At 67.3% G+C, this 17,771-nt stretch carries 17 protein-coding genes; 5 read left to right on the forward strand and 12 right to left on the reverse strand.

Features of this window, described 5'->3' with window-relative positions; translation table 11 throughout:
- Positions 1-615 (reverse strand): tRNA (adenosine(37)-N6)-threonylcarbamoyltransferase complex dimerization subunit type 1 TsaB (gene tsaB / locus HMJ39_RS12340; protein WP_194297555.1); only part of this gene is annotated, 615 nt, incomplete at its 3' end.
- Positions 593-2,605 (reverse strand): ATP-dependent DNA helicase, encoded by a 2,013-nt coding sequence (locus tag HMJ39_RS12345; protein ID WP_194297556.1) that lies wholly within the window; start codon positions 2,603-2,605, stop codon positions 593-595. The genes tsaB and HMJ39_RS12345, both read right to left, overlap by 23 nt.
- 71 nt (positions 2,606-2,676) lie before the next feature.
- On the opposite strand from HMJ39_RS12345, the gene mobA reads away from it, so the two are divergent.
- Positions 2,677-3,225: a molybdenum cofactor guanylyltransferase gene (gene mobA / locus HMJ39_RS12350; protein WP_194297557.1), complete on the forward strand. Its 549-nt coding sequence runs from the start codon at positions 2,677-2,679 to the stop codon at positions 3,223-3,225.
- Positions 3,226-3,370: 145 nt separating this feature from the next.
- On the opposite strand, the gene HMJ39_RS12355 is transcribed toward mobA, so the two are convergent.
- The 5 genes from HMJ39_RS12355 to HMJ39_RS19165 all read right to left on the reverse strand — a co-directional run bounded on the left by HMJ39_RS12355 (position 3,371) and on the right by HMJ39_RS19165 (position 7,936).
- Positions 3,371-3,757: an SCP2 sterol-binding domain-containing protein gene (locus tag HMJ39_RS12355; protein ID WP_161383692.1), complete on the reverse strand. Its 387-nt coding sequence runs from the start codon at positions 3,755-3,757 to the stop codon at positions 3,371-3,373.
- Positions 3,758-3,901: 144 nt separating this feature from the next.
- Complete coding sequence (locus tag HMJ39_RS12360) at positions 3,902-4,726, reverse strand: polyphosphate kinase 2 family protein (RefSeq protein ID WP_194297558.1); 825 nt, start codon at positions 4,724-4,726, stop codon at positions 3,902-3,904.
- A 53-nt stretch (positions 4,727-4,779) separates the two neighbouring features.
- Positions 4,780-6,069, reverse strand: a complete 1,290-nt coding sequence (locus tag HMJ39_RS12365) for an ammonium transporter (RefSeq protein WP_194297559.1) — start codon at positions 6,067-6,069, stop codon at positions 4,780-4,782.
- A 12-nt stretch (positions 6,070-6,081) separates the two neighbouring features.
- Positions 6,082-6,420 (reverse strand): P-II family nitrogen regulator, encoded by a 339-nt coding sequence (locus HMJ39_RS12370; protein WP_161383689.1) that lies wholly within the window; start codon positions 6,418-6,420, stop codon positions 6,082-6,084.
- 646 nt (positions 6,421-7,066) lie between these two features.
- Entirely contained in the window at positions 7,067-7,936 is an 870-nt protein-coding gene (locus tag HMJ39_RS19165) for a tetratricopeptide repeat protein (protein WP_194297560.1), read from the reverse strand.
- 217 nt (positions 7,937-8,153) lie between these two features.
- On the opposite strand from HMJ39_RS19165, the gene HMJ39_RS12380 reads away from it, so the two are divergent.
- The 4 genes from HMJ39_RS12380 to minE all read left to right on the forward strand — a co-directional run bounded on the left by HMJ39_RS12380 (position 8,154) and on the right by minE (position 12,979).
- Entirely contained in the window at positions 8,154-10,610 is a 2,457-nt protein-coding gene (locus HMJ39_RS12380) for an acyl-CoA dehydrogenase (RefSeq protein WP_194297561.1), read from the forward strand.
- Between the two features lie 555 nt (positions 10,611-11,165).
- A complete protein-coding gene (gene minC / locus HMJ39_RS12385) occupies positions 11,166-11,873 on the forward strand; it encodes a septum site-determining protein MinC (RefSeq protein ID WP_161384834.1) in 708 nt (235 codons plus the stop codon).
- A 36-nt stretch (positions 11,874-11,909) separates the two neighbouring features.
- The gene (minD, locus tag HMJ39_RS12390; protein WP_161384833.1) at positions 11,910-12,722 is read left to right on the forward strand and encodes a septum site-determining protein MinD; all 813 of its coding nucleotides are present in this window, start codon (positions 11,910-11,912) and stop codon (positions 12,720-12,722) included.
- 2 nt (positions 12,723-12,724) lie between these two features.
- Positions 12,725-12,979: a cell division topological specificity factor MinE gene (gene minE / locus HMJ39_RS12395; RefSeq protein WP_161384832.1), complete on the forward strand. Its 255-nt coding sequence runs from the start codon at positions 12,725-12,727 to the stop codon at positions 12,977-12,979.
- A gap of 186 nt (positions 12,980-13,165) precedes the next feature.
- Here the strand turns inward: minE and HMJ39_RS12400 are convergent, their stop codons facing one another.
- Genes HMJ39_RS12400 through HMJ39_RS12420 form a run of 5 tightly spaced genes read right to left on the reverse strand, consistent with a single transcriptional unit; the run spans position 13,166 to position 17,764 of the window.
- A complete protein-coding gene (locus tag HMJ39_RS12400; RefSeq protein WP_194297562.1) occupies positions 13,166-13,945 on the reverse strand; it encodes a 3-hydroxybutyrate dehydrogenase in 780 nt (259 codons plus the stop codon).
- Complete coding sequence (locus HMJ39_RS12405) at positions 13,935-15,146, reverse strand: branched-chain amino acid ABC transporter permease (protein WP_161384830.1); 1,212 nt, start codon at positions 15,144-15,146, stop codon at positions 13,935-13,937. Before HMJ39_RS12405 ends, HMJ39_RS12400 begins: the two co-directional genes overlap by 11 nt.
- Positions 15,147-15,156: 10 nt before the next feature.
- Entirely contained in the window at positions 15,157-16,215 is a 1,059-nt protein-coding gene (locus HMJ39_RS12410) for a branched-chain amino acid ABC transporter permease (protein WP_194297563.1), read from the reverse strand.
- 33 nt (positions 16,216-16,248) lie between these two features.
- Complete coding sequence (locus tag HMJ39_RS12415) at positions 16,249-16,974, reverse strand: ABC transporter ATP-binding protein (RefSeq protein ID WP_161384828.1); 726 nt, start codon at positions 16,972-16,974, stop codon at positions 16,249-16,251.
- A 1-nt stretch (position 16,975) separates the two neighbouring features.
- A complete protein-coding gene (locus tag HMJ39_RS12420) occupies positions 16,976-17,764 on the reverse strand; it encodes an ABC transporter ATP-binding protein (RefSeq protein WP_161384827.1) in 789 nt (262 codons plus the stop codon).
- Positions 17,765-17,771: the final 7 nt, after the last annotated feature.

A 17,771-nucleotide genomic window follows, 5' to 3' on the forward strand; every position in this document is an offset into this window, starting at 1 on the left:
CACCAGCGGCACCGCCAGGCGGGCCACCGCCGAGGCGCGCGGCGCGGCGGCTTCGTCCACCTCCGCCAGGGTCACCCGGGTGGCGATGCGCTCCCGGTAAACGGCGCCGGAGCCGGCCAGCAGCCAGTCGCCGCCGTCCAGGGCGGGCACGTCGTCCGGGTCGAACAGGCCGTCCGCCAGCAGCGCCTCGACGCGCTCGCCCTGGCCGTTGCCGCCGGCGTAACAGTGGTAGGCGCCCAGGTAGAGCTCGCCCATGCGCGCGTCGAAGGCCGCCAGCACCCGGGGGCGCGCCGGGTGGGCGTCGAAGGCGGCCAGCGCGCAGGCGGCCAGGGTGGAGACGCCGGCCACCGGCAGGTCGCGGGCGAACGCCAGGCCCTGGATCACCGAGGTGGCCACGCGCACCCCGGTGAAGGCGCCCGGCCCCTGGCCGAACGCCAGGGCATCCAGGGCGCCCAGGCCGATGCCCGCCTCGGCGAGCAGGTCGTCCACCAGGGGCAGCACCCGTTCGGTTTGACGGCGGGCACCGGGTTCGAAGCGTTCCAGCACCTCGCCGTCCCGGTACAGCGCCACCGAGCAGGCGTCGGTGGCGGTTTCAATGGCCAGAATGTGCGTCATGGGTCGGCTCTTGCGGGGCGGGCGCCGGCGGCGCCTCGCCGGGTTTCGATTGCGCCAGGCGTTCCGCCTGCAGGCGGGCGATGTGCGGGAAGAAACGCTGCACCACTTCCACTTTGCGGGTGCGCGTCATGCCCGGCAGGCTGTCCAGGAACAGGCGCCCGTAGCCCTTGGTCACCAGGCGCGGGTCGCCCACCACCAGCAGACCGTGGTCGTTGGGGTCGCGGATCAGCCGGCCGGCGCCCTGGCGCAGGGCCAGCACCGCCTGGGGCAGCTGGTAGTCGCGGAAGGCGTTGCCGCCGTTGGCGTTGATGTGCTCGATGCGCGCCGCCGCCACCGGGTCCCCGGGGGAGCCGAACGGCAGCTTGTCGATGATCACGCAACTGAGCGCCTCGCCACGCACGTCGATGCCCTCCCAGAAACTGCTGGTGCCAAGCAGCACCGCATTACCCAGACGCCGGAACTCGTCCAACAGTTCCCGACGGCCGGCCTCGCCTTGCACCAGCAGCGGGTATTCCAGCTTCTCCTCGCGCAGCAACGCCGCCGCCTCGCGCAGGGCCCGGTGGCTGGTGAACAGAAAGAAGGTGCGGCCCTCGGCGGCGCGGATCACCGGAATCATCGCCCGCGTGAGGCTTGCGGTGTAGTCCGGCGAGGACGGCGCCGGCAGGTTCTCGGGCACGTAGAACACCGCCTGGCGTTTGAAATCGAACGGGCTCTCCAGGCTCAGGGTCTCCGCCTCGTCCAGGCCCAGGCGCTTCTGCAGGTGCTCGAAGCGCCCCGCCACCGACAGGGTCGCCGAGGTCAGGATCCAGGCGCAGGGGTGCTTTTCGCGCTGGGCGCGCAGCTGGCCGGCCACCGACAGCGGCGTGCTGTGCAGCACCACGGTGCGGCGGAAGGTCTCGAACCAGTAGACCCGGTTGGGGCCGTTGGCGTCGAGGATCGATTTGAGCGTCAGCACGTGCTCGGAGGCCCGCCGGGCACAGGATTCCAGGCCCCGGCTGGCGCGGGCCTGGGGCTCGAGAAAATCGTTCAGGTCGATGAGGGCATCCAGCAGCGCCTCGCCGGCCTCGCGCACCGCCGGCAGCTCCGCCACCTCGGACCAGGGGGCGCGGCGTTCCTGCTCGCCCAGGCTCAGGCGCAGGTCCTGGCCGGCCTTGTCCAGGGCGGAGATGTGCTGGTTCAGCGCCGCCAGATCCAGCGCCGAGTGGGCCGCCTCGGACAGGGCGTCACGGCCCAGTTCCTGGATCTGGCGGGTGCTCAGGGAGTCGCCGAAAAAGGCGGCGGCCACCTCCGGCAGTTGGTGGGCCTCGTCGAAGATCACCGTGTTGGCGCTGGGCAGCAGCTCGGAGACGCCCTCCCCGCGCAGCGCCGCGTCGGCGAAGAACAGGTGGTGGTTGACCACCACCAGATCCGCCTCCTGGGCTTCCTTGCGGGCGTTCATCAGCGGGCATTCGCTGTATTTGGGGCACTCGGTGCCCAGGCAGTTGTCGGCGGTGCTGGTCACCCAGGGCCACACCGGCGCGTCCTCCGGCAGCTGCTTGAGCTCGGCGATGTCGCCGCTCTTGGTGCGCCCGGCCCAGTGCGCCACCACCTGCAGCTGCTCGGCGGTTTCCCGGGTCAGGAAACGGGCTTCCTCCTGGTGCAGCTCCAGCCGGTAGGGGCACAGGTAGTTGGCGCGGCCCTTGAGCAACGCCGCCTTGCGCGGCAGGCTCAGAGCCTTGAGCACCACCGGCAGGTCCTTGAAGAAAAGCTGGTCCTGCAGGCTCTTGGTGCCGGTGGACACCAGCGTGGGGCCATCGGACAGCAGCGCCGGCAGCAGGTAGGCCAGGGTCTTGCCGGTGCCGGTCTGGGCCTCCACCAGCAGGGTGCCCCGGGCACGGATCGCCTCGGCCACCGCGTCGGCCATGCGCAGCTGGGGCTCGCGGGGGCGATAGCCGTCCAGCAAGCGACCGAAGCGGTCGATGTCGTTAAGATAGTCGCGGGCGCTGTCCACTGAATGTCCCCGGTTGCCTGGGCGCAGAGGATAGCGGATAACCGATCACACTCCCAACACCGCGATAGCGCATGGATCTTTTCTATACATTACTGATTCTGGCCGGCGGCGAAGGGCGCCGCATGGGCGGCCGCGACAAGGGCCTGGTGGAGATCGACGGCCAGCCGCTGGTCGACCAGCTGCTGGACGCCGTGGCGCCGCCGGGGCCGGTGGTGATCAGCGCCAACCGCAACCTGGATCTTTACCAGGGCCGGGCGGACAGCGTGGTGCGCGACCGCCGCGACGGCTATTTCGGCCCCATGGCCGGCCTGGAGGCGGGGCTGGCCGCCTGCGGGGACGGCCCGGTGCTGTGCCTGCCCTGCGACCTGATGGCGCCGCCGCCCACCCTGCCCGGCCTGCTGCTCGACGGCCTGCCCGCCGACCGGGTGCGGCGGCTGGAGGACGACCACGGGCCCCAGCCCCTGTGCCTGGGGCTGCATGGCGCGCGCTGGGTGCCTTCGATCACGGAATATCTGGACCGGGGCGGGCGCAGCGTGCGCGGCTGGCTGAAGAGCGTGCCCCATGAGGTGGCGCGCCTCCACGGGCGGCTGGAGAACCGCAACCGGGAAGAGCGCGGCTGACACGGCCTGCGTTATCGCGACTGAAGTCGCTCCTACGGCCGGTGCTGTAGGAGCGACTTCAGTCGCGATCAGGGGTCCGGGAAAACACCCCCAAAAAAACGCCCGCGCGGGGCGGGCGTTTTCGATTCACCGAGGCGAAGGCGGATCAGGCGGTGATGTCCTGGATCTGCTTCATCAGCTGCTTCTGCTCATCGGTGGGCTGAGCGGACTGCAGGGACATCAGCTTGCTCATGTCGCCGTCGACCTTGATCTGGCCGCTCATGAAGCCCTGCATGCCGGCGGACTGGTCGCCTTCGATGAAGATGCGCTTGGCCAGATCGGCGGGCAGGGTCAGGGTGGTGGCCGCGTCCGCGTGCTCGCCTTCCTCGATCATGCCGCCCACCAGGGACAGGTGCTTCTCGCCGTCGTCGGTGTTCACCTTGATGTTGATGACCAGGTCGGCCAGGGCGGCGGGCGCTTCCACGTCGCCGGCGGACTCACGGATTTCCTTTACCTTCGCGAACCATTCGTCGGACAGAAATTCCACGCTCATTGTTGTCTCCTTGGTTGGATTCCGCTTCGACGCCCGGCTCGGTGCCAGGACCGGATTCAAACGAGCGTTCGAAACTTTCCCGTACCTTATAGAAAGGCCCCGAAGCTGACAATGCTTTCCCGGCGCTGGCAACGGGCCAACCGGTCAGCATCCCCCATCGTGGGAATCACCGCGCAGCAGCGCCTTGTAATGCTCGATGCAGCCGATGTTCTCACGCGGGTATTCCGGCGCCAGGGCGGCCAGCGAATCCGCCACCAGGCCGGCCACCCGGGCCCGGGCGGCGGGCTTGTCGTCGTTGGGAATCAGGTGCCAGGGGGCATGGTCCGTGTGGGTGGCGGTAAGGGTCTCGTTGACCAGCGCCAGATAGCGGTCCCGGCCGCGCCAGTTCTCGATGTCCGAGGGATCGAATTTCCAGCGCTTGCGGGGCTTGTCCAGGCGCTTGAGCAGGCGTCGGCGCTGCTCGTCCTCGGAGGTATTCAGCCACACCTTGATCAGGCGGGTGCCCTCCCGGTGCAGATGCCCCTCGAACTCGTTGATGGCCCGGTAGCGGCCGCGCCAGTCCGGCGGCGGCTCGCTGGTCGGCCACAGCCGCTCCGCCAGCACCGCCTCGTAGTGGCTGCGGTTGAACGCCACCACCTCGCCGCGCTCCGGCAAATGCCGCCACACCCGCCACAGGAAGTCATGGTGCACCTCATCGCCCAGGGGGCGGGCAAAGGAATGGGCGCGGAAGGCGGCCGGGTCCATGGCCCGGGCCAGGGTGCGGATCAGGCTGTCCTTGCCGGCGGCGTCCAAGCCCTGGACCACCAGCAGCACGGCGTAACGGCGGCCGGCGTAGAGCCGGCGCTGATGTTCGTGAATACGATCCAGGCTGTCGTCCAGGGCCGCCACCCCGTTCGCCGCCACCTGGAAAGGCAGCTGGCGAACGTCCAGGGCGCCGGCGTGGGGCCAGCCGTAGGGGTCCAAATCCATGGGGGCTCCTTAAAACGGTACCCCCAAAGCATACTGGACCCCGGGCGGCGGCGTCAGAGGTCGTAGCCGCGTTCCTCGTGCAGGGCGATGTCCAGCCCCTGGCTTTCCTCGTCCGGGCTGACGCGCAGCGGCGTGAACAGACCCACCAGCTTGAGCAGCGCCCAGGTCAGCAGCGCCGTGTAAACGAAGGTAACCACCACGCCCAGGGCCTGCACGCCCACTTGCTGAAGCATGCCGTAGTCCGGTTTGGCGAAGCCGTAGCCGGAGAACACGCCCAGCTCCGTGGAGGCGAACACCCCGGCCAGCAGGGTGCCGAGAATGCCGCCCACGCCGTGCACCGGAAACACGTCCAGGGAATCGTCGATGCGCCAACGCTGCTTGACCACCAGCACCATGTAGAAGCAGATCACGCCGGCGGCCAGGCCGATGATCAGCGCACCACCGGGGCCCACGAACCCGGACGCCGGGGTAATGGTGCCCAGCCCCGCCACCATGCCGGTGGCGATGCCCAAAGCGGACGGCTTGCCGAATTTTTTCGCCTCCAGGGTCAGCCAGGCCAGGGAACCGGCGGCGGCGGAAATGTGGGTCACCAGCATGGCCATGGCGGCGTTGCCGTCGGCGGCCAGCGCCGAGCCCCCGTTGAAGCCGAACCAGCCCACCCACAGCATGCCCGCGCCCATCACCGTCATGGTCATGTTGTGCGGCTTCATGGCTTGGCCGGGCCAGTCCTTGCGGCGGCCCAGCACCACCGCCGCCACCAGGGCGGCGACGCCGGCGGTAATGTGCACCACGGTGCCGCCGGCGAAGTCGTACAGGCCCAGCTGCGCCAGCCAGCCGCCGCCCCACACCCAGTGGCACACCGGCACATAGACGCCCAGCACCCACAGCACCGAAAACGCCAGCATGGCGCCGAAGCGCATGCGCTCCGCGAAGGCGCCCACGATCAACGCCGGAGTGATGATGGCGAAGGTCATCTGGAACAGGCCATGCAGGCTTTGCGGCAGGGAGCCGGCCAGGCTGTCCCGGTCGATGCCGGCGAAGAAGGCGTGCTGCAGGCCGCCGATCCAGGCGTTGGCGGCGCCGCCGTCGGAAAACGCCAGGGAATAGCCGGCGATCAGCCACACCAGCGACACCGCGCAGGCGATGGCGAAGCACTGCATCAACACCGACAGCACGTTCTTGTTGCGCACCAGGCCGCCGTAAAACAGGCTCAGGCCCGGCAGGGTCATGAACAGCACCAGGGCGGTGGCCACCAGAATCCAGGCGGTATCGCTCTTGTCCAGGCCGTCCGCCAGCGCCAGGGACGGGGTCAGGGCCAGCAGGCCCGCGATCCAGTATTTCATCGGGGCCTCCGGTTACAGGGCGTCGTCGTCGGTTTCGCCGGTGCGGATGCGCACCGCCTGCTCCAGCGCGGTGATGAAGATCTTGCCGTCGCCGATCTTGCCGGTCCCGGCGGCCTGCAGGATGGCGTCCACCGCCTGATCCACGCGGCCGTCGGCCACCGCCAGCTCCAGCTTGATCTTGGGCACGAAATCCACCACGTACTCGGCGCCCCGGTACAGCTCCGTGTGGCCCTTCTGGCGGCCGAAGCCCTTCACCTCGCTCACCGTCATGCCCTGAATGCCCACCCGGGCCAGAGCGTCCCGTACATCGTCCACCTTGAACGGCTTAATCACCGCCGTGATCATTTTCATTCTTGAGTCCCTCGTCCTCGGGGCCGAAACGCGGCCCGGAATTGCACCGCCGGAGCGCACCCCGACGGCATTGCACCGGGAAAGGGCATACAAGAATCAGGCCAGATCACAAACCCAGCGAACGCGCCCCTTCAGGGCGCAACCCGCACAAAATCCGGGCAAATACGCACCCAGAAAGTGCACATGCACCCTGAAAAGCACCAATGTCGATCACAAATAAGAAGAAAGCCTGCGCCACAAACAGGCAGACACAGAAGCAAGGGCCGTAGGAGAGACCGTAGGAGCGACTTCAGTCGCGATAATGGCGCCGAGTTATCGCGACTGAAGCGGAATGCCGCCCAGTCGCCCCTACCGCCACATCCAACCGCCAACGCCACACCAACGCCCCACTAAGGAGCCGCCCGTGACGCTACCTCGGAGCGTCCCGGTGTGGGCCCCCTTTCCGGGACCCTGTTTGACAGGATGTCAAACCGGGAGCCCCCAGGGGTGAGGCAAGCGTGTTGCGAAGCACTGCTTCGCGCGCCGCCGAACGCCGCCCATCTGTGATGGGTGGCCGGACCCGCTTGCGGGGGTTCACGGCGTTCCCGGAAAGGGGGCCCACACCGGGACGCGGCCAGAATGGAGGGCCCGGCGCCCCCCAGACGACTCAATGCAGATAGGTGAACATCCTGCGCCGATACTGACTGGCGAGCGGATCCCCCTTGGGCAGGCAATCGAACACCTCCAGCAACGCCTGCCGCGCCACCCCGTCCTTGTAATCACGATGATCGCGCAGCAACCTCAGCAACGCGTCCAGGCCGGCCTGGAACTGGCCCGCGGCGGCGGCACGCAGACCATAGGCGTGCAGATCCTCCGGGGTCGGATCGCTCTCGATGCGCGCGGCCAGGTCATGCAGGCTCTCGCCGCCGCCTTCCAGCTTCTCCAGCAACGCGAAGCGCGCCCGGAACGGCCGCAGCTCCTCCACATCCTCGACCACCTCGGCCAGCACGGACTGGGCCTCATCGGTGCGCCCCTCGCCCAACAGGTACTCCACCAGCAGCGCGCGGAAAGCATGCTTGTCCGGCTGCTCGGACAGGGTCTGGCGCAGGGCCTGCTCCGCCTGGCCGCCATGGCCGGCCTCGATGGCCTGGCGCACCTGCTCCAGGAACTGCTCCTCCTGCTCCGCCTGGGCGGCGTCCGGATCCACCACCGGCGCCAGCCACTGGCGCAGGGCACCCTCGGTCTGGGCACCGTCCAGCTCGCTGACCAGCTGCCCCTGATAGACCAGCTTCAGCGACGGCAGGCTGCGCACCCCGAACTGGGCGGCGATGTTCTGCTGGGCGTCGGCGTCCACCTTGGCGAGCAGGAACTTGCCCTGGTATTCGCCGGCCAGTTTCTCCAGCAGCGGCGCCATTTGCAGGCAGGGCTGGCACCAGGAGGCCCAGAAGTCGAACAGCACCGGAATCTGCCGGGAGCTTTCCAGTACCTGTTGAATGTTCTGTTCGGTGACATCGATGATCGAAGCGTTGTCCTGCACCGGGGACTCCTGTGACGGGAATGACTTTAGGGACCTTGATTGGCGGCAATTGTACGAAATTCCAAGGGTCCATAAACAGATTAAAAACTGTTAAAACGGCAACAGGGCGGGACGATGGGCGTACACTGGAACAAACGTTCACGTGCCCTCCATATCCACTGGGTAAGGTATGGAGGCATTCCCGACACAAGCAAGCGTCCTGGCAAAGGAGATGACCATGCTGAGCCTTTTGGCCCTGGTAATACTGGCCGCCACCCTGTTGGCCATATTCTACATGCAGCTGTCGCTGACTACCGGCAGCGCCGTGTTCGCGGTGGTCTGGCTGCTGTGCGGCCTGCTGGCGTCGTGGCTGTACAACCCGATTCTGCTGATCCTGGTGGCCGCCGTGCTGGTGGTGCTCAACCACCCGGGTCTGCGCGCCAAGCTGATCAGCCGCCCGGTGTTCAAGACCCTGGGCAAGATGATGCCGCCCATCGGCGACACCGAACGCGAGGCCATCGAAGCCGGCGCCACCTGGTTCGAGGCGGAGCTGTTCGGCGGCAAGCCGGACTGGGATGAATTCTCCAAGACCGACTTTACCCGCCTCACCGACGAGGAGCAGGCGTTCCTGGACAACGAGGTCGAGGAACTCTGCGGCATGCTCGATGAGTGGAAGATCTACCACGAGCTCAAGGACCTGCCCGAGGAAGTGTGGGAATTCCTCAAGACCAAGGGCTTCTTCAGCCTGATCATTCCCAAGGAATACGGCGGCCGCGACTTCAGCCCCTACGCGCAAAGCCGCACCATGAGCAAGATCGCCACCCGCTCGCTGACCACGGCGGTGACCGCCATGGTGCCCAACTCCCTGGGCCCGGGCGAGCTGCTCGCCAAGTACGGCACCGACGAACAGAAACAGCGCTGGCTGCCGGGCCTGGCCTCCGGCGAGGAAATCCCCTGCTTCGGCCTGACCGGCCCGGAAGCCGGCTCCGACGCCGGCGCCATCCCGGACAAGGGCGTGGTCTGCAAGCAGACCGTGGACGGCGAGGAAGTGATCGGCATCCGCCTGGACTTCGCCAAGCGCTGGATCACCCTGGCCCCGGTGGCCACCGTGGTGGGCCTGGCGTTCAAACTGTATGACCCGGAACACCTGCTCGGCGACCAGGACGAAATCGGCATCACCTGCGCCCTGCTGCCCGCCGACACCGAGGGCGTGGAAATCGGCCGCCGCCACAACCCGGGCGGCTCGCCGTTCATGAACGGCCCGATCAACGGCAAGGACGTGTTCGTGACCCTGGACGCCATCATCGGCGGCCAGGAAATGGCCGGCAAGGGCTGGCGCATGCTGATCGAGTGCCTGGGCGCCGGCCGGGGCGTGTCCCTGCCCGCCCTGTCCACCGCCAGCGGCGAAATCGGCTATCGTATGACCGGCGCCTTCTCCCGCATCCGCCGCCAGTTCGGCACCGCCGTGGGCCACTTCGAGGGCGTGCAGGAATCCTCCGCCGAGGTGGCGGGCCTGGCCTACACCCTGGAAGCCTACCGGCACCTGGTGACCCGGGGCCTGGAGGAAGGCACCATCTCCGTGGTCACCGCCATGGCCAAGTACCACTCCACGGAAATGATGCGCGTGCTGATCAACAACGGCATGGACATCGCCAGTGGTCGCGCCGTGCAGATGGGCCCGCGCAACTTCATGGCCCTGCCCTACCAGTCCATCCCGGTGGCGATCACCGTGGAGGGCGCCAACATCCTGACCCGCTCGCTGATGATCTTCGGCCAGGGCGCCCTGCGCTGCCATCCGTACCTCTACGATGAGCTGCAGGCGATCCAGGACGAGGACCAGGAGCGCGGCTTCAAGAACTTCGAACAGCTGTTCTTCAAGCACGCCGGCCATTCCCTGGGCAACATCAGCCGCGGCATGGTGCACGGCCTGAGCGGCGCCCGCCTGGCGGAAATCCCCGCCAACGCGGACAGTTTCAGCGCCCCCTGGTACCGCCTGATCACCCGCTACAGCGCGGTGCTGGCGAGCTTCTCCGACATCGCCTTCGCCCTGCTGGGCGGCGACCTCAAGCGTCGCGAGATGGTGTCCGCGCGGCTCGGCGACCTGCACAGCCACCTGCTGATCAGCTGCGCCGTCCTCAAATACCACGCCACCCTGCCCCGGGACGAGGCCAACGACGCCCACGCCACCTACGCGCTGCGGCGCTCGCTGAGCCAGGCCCACCAGGCGATCGAGGACTTCTGCCGCAACTTCGGCTACTTCGGCGTGGCGCGGCTGCTCAAGGGCCTGTTCTTCCCGCTCGGCCGCCCGTGCCTGGCGCACAAGCCCAGCGACGGGCTGATCCGCACCCTGGGCGAGCAGATCATGAGCCCCTCCAGCGTGCGCGACGCCCTGGCCGCCAACGCCTACATTCCCCAGGACCCGGAGGACAACATCGGCCGGGTGGAAGCCACCTACAACAAGCTGCTGGAGGTGGAATCCGACTTCGAGGCGTTCTACAAGGCGGACCTCAAGGGCAAGCTGGAAGGCGACACCCTGCGCGCCAAGGTGGAGAACGCCGCCGCCCAGGGCATCATCCCCAACGACAAGGTGGAGGCCATTCTCGAGTACGACGAGATGCGCTACGACTGCCTGCTCACCGACGCCTTCGACAAGGAGTTCAAGGAGGTGCAAATGCACACCGAGCGGCCGATCTGATCCGCCCGGCAGCCCCCACCCACAAAACCGCCCTCCGGGGCGGTTTTTTTATGTCTCGCGGTTTGGCGTGAAAGCCAGGGGGGTGATCCCTCCATCGGGGCCGCGTCTCGGTGTGGGCCCCTTTCCGGGACCCTGTTTGACAGGATGTCAAACCGGGAGCCCCCAGGGACGGGTTCACGGCGTTCCCGGAAAGGGGCCCACACCGAGACGCTTCGAGGTAGCATCACGCACGCTCCGCAGGGTGGGGGTTACGGTAGGAGCGACTTCAGTCGCGATGGCCACCATCGAAGGCAGTGCCGCCTTCATCGCGACTGAAGCGGAACGCCGCCCGGCCGCTCCTACAGCAGGGTCCAGGCTACGGGGCTCCCTACGCCGTTGTTCTTACCTGGCGACGGATTTCTGTCCAATCGGTCCCAGAGCGGTGAAATTTAACAAAGCGCCTCTGTCACGCCGCTTTCACCGAATGGCGCTTTCGACTAGGCTTTTCCGGACTTTCGTCGCCGGCCGCCCCGCTTCCGCGCCGGCGTCCACCCATTCGGTACAAGACACCCTCTAATGACAGTGGCTTCCGAGGAAAAAGCGGTTCTGGAATTCAAGGGCCGCATGCTGATGATGACGGTCCTGCACCTCAAGGACCTGGACCCCAACACCCTGCACCGCGAAGTGGGCCGGCGCCTGGACGAGGCCGCCCAGTGGCTGCGCGACGCCCCGGTGGTGATCGACGTGGCCGACCCGGAAAACAGCAACCAGATCGAGCTGCTGGCCGCCGTGGACACCCTGCGCGGCCTGGGCGTGAACCTGGTGGCCCTGGCCCGCAACGCCCACCTGGACGCGGACACCGCCGCCATGCTCGGCCTGGGCAGCATCAGCCTGGCCGGCGGCCGGGACGTGCCGCGTCCGGAGCCGGCCCCGGCCAGCCAGGCGCCGGCGGCGGAGACCCTGGTGGTGGAGCAGCCGGTACGCTCCGGTCAGCAGATTTACAGCCACGGCGACCTGATCGTGCTGGCCCCGGTGAGCACCGGCGCCGAGCTGCTCGCCGAGGGCCACATCCACGTCTACAACACCCTGCGCGGGCGTGCCCTGGCCGGGGTGCGCGGCAACACCGCCGCGCGCATCTTCTGCCAGGACCTGGACGCGGAGCTGGTATCCATCGCCGGGCACTATCGCGTGGCCGAGGATCTGCCCGATAATCAGCGCCGCAAGGCGGTGCAAATCACTCTGGACGGCGACGCCATGCGCTTCGTCGAGCTGAGCGGCAAATAAGCCGCCCCGCGAACACTCATTCAAGGAGACGAGATCGTGACAAAAATCGTGGTCGTAACATCCGGCAAGGGGGGGGTGGGCAAAACCACCACCAGCGCGGCCCTGGCAACCGGCCTGGCGCAGCGGGGCCACAAAACCACGGTGATCGATTTTGACGTGGGTCTGCGCAATCTGGACCTGATCATGGGCTGCGAGCGACGGGTGGTCTACGACCTGGTCAACGTGATCAACGGCGACGCCAACCTCAAGCAGGGCCTGATCAAGGACAAGCGCGTGGAGGACCTGTACATCCTGCCCGCCTCGCAGACCCGCGACAAGGACGCCCTCACCCTGGAAGGCATTGAGAAGGTGCTCGATGGCCTCAAGGAAATGGGCATGGAATACATCATCTGCGACAGCCCCGCCGGCATCGAGAAAGGCGCGCTCACCGCCGCCTACTTCGCCGACGAAGCGGTGGTGGTGACCAACCCGGAAGTGTCCAGCGTGCGCGATTCCGACCGCATCCTGGGGATTCTCTCCAGCAAGACCCGCAAGGCGGAACAGGGCGAGGGCGACATCCCCGCGCGCCTGCTGCTGACCCGCTACTCCCCGGAACGGGTGGAAAGCGGCCAGATGCTGTCCGTGGAGGACGTCAAGGAGATCCTGGCCATCGACCTGCTGGGCGTGATCCCGGAATCCCAGGCGGTGCTCAACGCCAGTAACGCCGGCAGCCCGGTGATCCTGGACCGCGAGTCCGACGCCGGCCAGGCCTACGACGACTCCGTGGCCCGCTTCCTCGGCGAGACCCGCGAGCACCGCTTCCTGACCAGCGCCAAGAAAGGCCTGTTCGGCCGCCTGTTCGGAGGGTAACGATGAGCATCTTCAGCTATTTGCTGCCCAAGAAGGAAAAATCGGCCTCGGTGGCCAAGGAACGCCTGCAGATCATCGTGGCCCGGGAACGGTCCACCCGCGGCGGTCCGGACTACCTGCCGCAGCTTCAGGAGGAGCTGCTGATGGTGGTGCGCAAGTACGTGCCCGTGGACCAGGACGCCGTCAACGTGCAGATGGACCGGGAATCCGGCTGCGAGATCCTGGAACTGAACATCACCCTCCCCGAGCAGGAATAAGCGGGCGAAAAAAAAGGCGCTCGGGGATCTCCCCCGGCGCCCAACGCTCTCCCATGTCTTGACCACTGTCCATTTGTACAGTATATTCAAGTTTCCGGCGGGCCCCCTTCAGGTTTTCTTTTCTGCGACCCCTCCGAAGGCCTGATCGATCTCCAGGTTCCAGGGACGGAACCGGGCTCCCGGACCCTATCCCATGTGCCAGCCGTGGCTGACGATCACCGACTGCCCGGTGAGCGCCGCCGACCGGAACGCCGCCAGATCCACGGCCAGTTGGCTGATGTCCTCCACGGTAGTGAACTCGCCGTCCACGGTGTTCTTGAGCATCACGTTGCGCACCACCTCCTCCTCGGACACGCCCAGTTCCCGGGCCTGCTCGGGGATCTGCTTCTCCACCAGCGGGGTGCGCACGAACCCCGGGCAGATAATATGGCTGCGCACGCCGTGTTCGGCGCCCTCCTTGGCCACCGCCCGGCACAGGCCCAGGAGCCCGTGCTTGGCGGCCACGTAGGGGGCCTTCAACGGCGACGCCTCCATGGAATGCACCGAGCCCATGTACAGCAGGGTGCCGCCACCGCCCTGGTACATCCGCCGCAGCGCCGCCCGCGTCAGCAGGAAGGCGCCGTCCAGATGCACCGCGGTGACCTTGCGCCATTCCGCCAGGGACAGCTTGTCGAGGGCTTCAATGTGCTGCACCCCGGCGTTGGCCACGGCGATGTCGAGACGGCCCCAGGTGTCGATCACCCGTTGTACGCCGTCGTCCACCGCTTCTTCGTTGGTGACGTCCATGGTCACGGCGATCGCCTCGCCTCCGGCGGCGCGAATCGCGGCCGCCGCGTCCTCGGCGGTGGCGGCATCCAGATCCGCCACCGCCACCCGCGCCCCTTCCCGGGCGTACCCTTCGGCGATTGCCCGGCCGATACCACGGCCGGCGCCGGTAATGATTGCTACACGGTCCTCAAGACGCATGACTTTCTCCTTGCGCGGACACCCCGTCCCGGCTCGCACCGCCGTTGCCGGCGCGGCGCTGGCGGCGGCGCGCCGCCCACAGCCGCAGCTGGCCGACGATGCCGGAGGGGAAGAAATACACGCTGAGCACGAACAGCAGGCCGAACCACAGCAACCAGCTGTCCGGGCCCACCAGCTCGGCGAGCATGGAGCCCTTCTCGACCTGGCCGGCGAGCAGCTTGAGCAGGTCCTGCAGGTAGTTCTGCGCCAGCAGGAACAGCGCCGTGCCGACCACGGCGCCGTACAGGGTGCCCATGCCGCCGATCACGCACATCAGCAGGATGAACACCATCAGTTCGAAGTTGAGCGTGTTCTCCGGGTTCACGTAGCGGTTGATAAGCGCGAACAGCACCCCGGCCAGGGTGGCCAGCACCGCCGACACGATCACCGCCGCGGTGCGGTAGAACACGGTGCGGTAGCCCAGCGCCTGGGCGCGGAACTCGTTCTCGCGGATCGCCTGCAGCACCCGGCCGAACGGCGAGTTGACCATGCGCAGCAGGAACAGGAACACCGCCACCGCGCTCAGGAAGGCGATGTAGTACACCAGGTGCCGGCCGTTGACGCGCACGTCGAACAGGGCGTCCTTGAAGGCATTGGCCGGGTCGCTGAACAGGCCGCTGAAGAAGCCCACCACATCGAAGCCCACCCAGGGCTCGTCGAAGGGCCGGAACGCCGGGCCCAGCTCCCGGGGCACGCGCACCGCCAAGCCGTCCTCGCCGCCGGTGAGGTTGTACAGCTGGGTCACCAGGCTCAGGAAAGCGAACGCCACCGCCAGGGTCACCAGGGCGAAGAAGATCGCCTTGACCCGCAGCGACAGCAGCCCCAGCAGCAGCGACAGCAGAATGGTGAGCAGCACGGCGCCGCCGATGCCGGCGAGCACCGCGCCGTAGCCGTTGCCCAAGGCGTCCGTGGCCATCGCCACGCCATAGGCGCCGATGCCGAAGAACATGGTGTGCGCGAACGACACGATGTGGGTGTAGCCCAGCATCAGGTCGTAGGAGGCCACCACGATGATGAACACGCAGATCATGCCGAGCATGGAGAAAGCGCGCACCCCGGGGAACAGGAACGGCCCCAGGGCCAGGCTCGCGCCGATGATCAGCAGCAGCGCGGTGAGCGCGCGGCTGCGCGGGTAATCGCCGGAAAGCAGTCGTTGCATCATGGCTGGCCCCTCACACCTTGATGACCGGAATCAGGCCCTGGGGGCGCCACATCAGCACGCCCACCATCAGGCCCACGGTGGCCACCGCCGCCAGACGCGGTTCCAGGTAGCCCACGTAGAGGTTGATCAGCCCCACCAGCACGGCGCCGTAGAAACAGCCCTTGATGGACCCCAGCCCGCCGAGAATGATCACCACGATCACCGAGATCATCAGCTCGTCGCCCATGTGGGCGGTGATGATCTCCCGGTACATGGCCCACATGGCGCCACCCAGCCCGGCCAGTGCCGAGCCGGCCACGAACACCCCCAGGAACAGCAGGCGGATGCGGTAACCGTGCACCTCCACCATCTCCCGGTCCTCCACGCCGGCGCGAATCAGCACGCCGGTGCGGGTGCGCTCGATCACCCAGGTCATCAGGCCGTACACCGCCAGCCCCAGGATCACCGCCACCAAACGGTATTTTTCCAGGGCCACGCCGCCGATCACCGGCAGGGATTCCGGCACCAGGAAGGCGCCGGTAAGGGTCTCCGGCCGGGGCACGGGAATCTCGTTGGGGCCCCACACCACCTGGATCAGCTCCATGAGAATGATGGAGCCGCCCACGGTGACCAGAATCTGTTTGAGGTGGTCGCCGTACACCGGCTTGATCACCAGCCGCTCGAACAGCAGACCGATCAGGCCGGCCACCACCAGGGCGAAGCCCAGCGCCGGCAGAACCGCCGCCAGGTTGGCCCACACCGAGGCCTCACCGGCCTGGACGTTGAGCCAGTGCACCAGCACCGTGGCGCCGGCGAAGGCGCCCAGGGAAATAAAGGCGCCGTGGGCCAGGTTGAGCACGTTCATCAGACCGAAGGTGAGCGTCATGCCCGAGGCCATCAAAAACACCATGGCGCCCATGGCCAGGCCGCTGATGGTGAGCACCACCCAGGTGCGCGGGTCCATCATGAAAAACGCCACCAGCATCATAAGCACCAGCAGGAACAGATGGGGCCGCTCCTCCCGGAAAGCGCGGAACCGGCCCAGGGCGCCCCGGGGCCGCGGTTCAATCAGTTCGTCGTGGGCCGACATGGCTGTGTTCTCCTTATTCATAGCGGCGCGCCCTCATTGATGCGCGCCGAGACCGAGGCCGAGCAGGTCGTGCTGCAGTTCCTCGTTGTCGGCGAGCTCGGCCATCTGGCCGGAATACACCACTCCGCCGTCGTTCATTACCGCCACGGACTGGCCCAGACGCCGGGAGAAATTGAAGTTCTGCTCCACCAGCAGAATGCTCACCCGCTGCTGCTTGAGCTGCTCGAAGGCGTCCGCCAGATCATTGATGATGGCCGGCGCCAGGCCCTTGGTGGGCTCGTCCACCAACAGCAGTTCGCGGGGCTCGATCACCGCCCGGGCGATGGCCAGCATCTGCTTCTGGCCGCCGGACAAATTGCCCGCCGGCCGGTTCCAGAACTTCTTCAACGGCGGAAACAGATCAAGGATCCAGTTCAGGCGCTGCTCGTCCATGGGGCCGCTCACCGCCGCCAGAATCATGTTCTCGCGCACCGTGAGCAGGCTGAAGATGCCCATGTTCTCGGGCACGAAGGCGATGCCCTTGCGGGCGATGCGCGGCGTCGGCTGGCCGGTGATGTCGTCGCCGCGAAAGCGCACGCTGCCGCCGGTCACCGTGGTCAGACCCATGATGGTGCGCAGGGTGGTGCTCTTGCCGGCGCCGTTACGGCCCAGCAGCACGGTCAGTTCACCGGCGGGCACTTCCAGGTCGACGCCGTGCAGAATGTGGTACTGGTCGATATTGGCGGACACCCCGGACAGGGACAGAATCGATTCGCTCATCTCAGATCTCCTCCACCTCGGCGCCCAGGTAGGCTTCCTGGACGATCGGCGAGGCGATCACCTCGGCGGGCTCGCCGTCGGCCACCAGTTCACCGTTGTGCAGCACCACGATGCGGTCGGACAGCGAACGCACCACGTCCATCTTGTGTTCCACCAGCAGAATCACCTTGTTCTGCTTGTTCTTGATGTCGGCGATCAGATCCAGGATCACCGGCACCTCGTCCACGCTCATGCCGGCGGTGGGCTCATCGAACATGAACACTTCCGGCTCCAGGGCCAGCATCAGCGCCACTTCCAGCTTGCGCTGGTCGCCGTGGGGCAGATTGGCCACCAGGGCGTCGGCGCGCTTGCCCAGGTTGACCTGCTCCAGGAAAGCGGCGGCGCGGTCGGTAATGTCGCGGCGCCGGCTCGCCATCTGCCAGAACACATGGCCGATGTGGTAGCGCGCGGCCACCGCCAGGCGCACGTTTTCCAGGGCGGTCAGGTCGGGGAACAGGTTGGTGAGCTGGAAGGCGCGGCCCAGCCCCTTGCCGGCGCGGGCGGCGGCGCCCAGCCGCGTGATGTCCTCGTCGAACAGGCGCACGCTGCCGGCGGTGGCGGCGAGCTGCCCGGAAATCAGGTTGAACCAGGTGGTCTTGCCGGCCCCGTTGGGCCCCACGATGGAGGTCAGGGTACCCGCGTGGAAGGCGCAGGAAACCTGGTTCACCGCCACGTGACCGCCAAAGTTGATGGTCAGGTCGCGGGTCTCCAGCACCGGGCGGGAATCGGCTTCGGGTTGCAAGGAGGCCATGGGAGGT

The organism is Alloalcanivorax profundimaris (assembly GCF_015265435.1).
Classification (GTDB): Bacteria; Pseudomonadota; Gammaproteobacteria; order Pseudomonadales; family Alcanivoracaceae; genus Alloalcanivorax; species Alloalcanivorax profundimaris.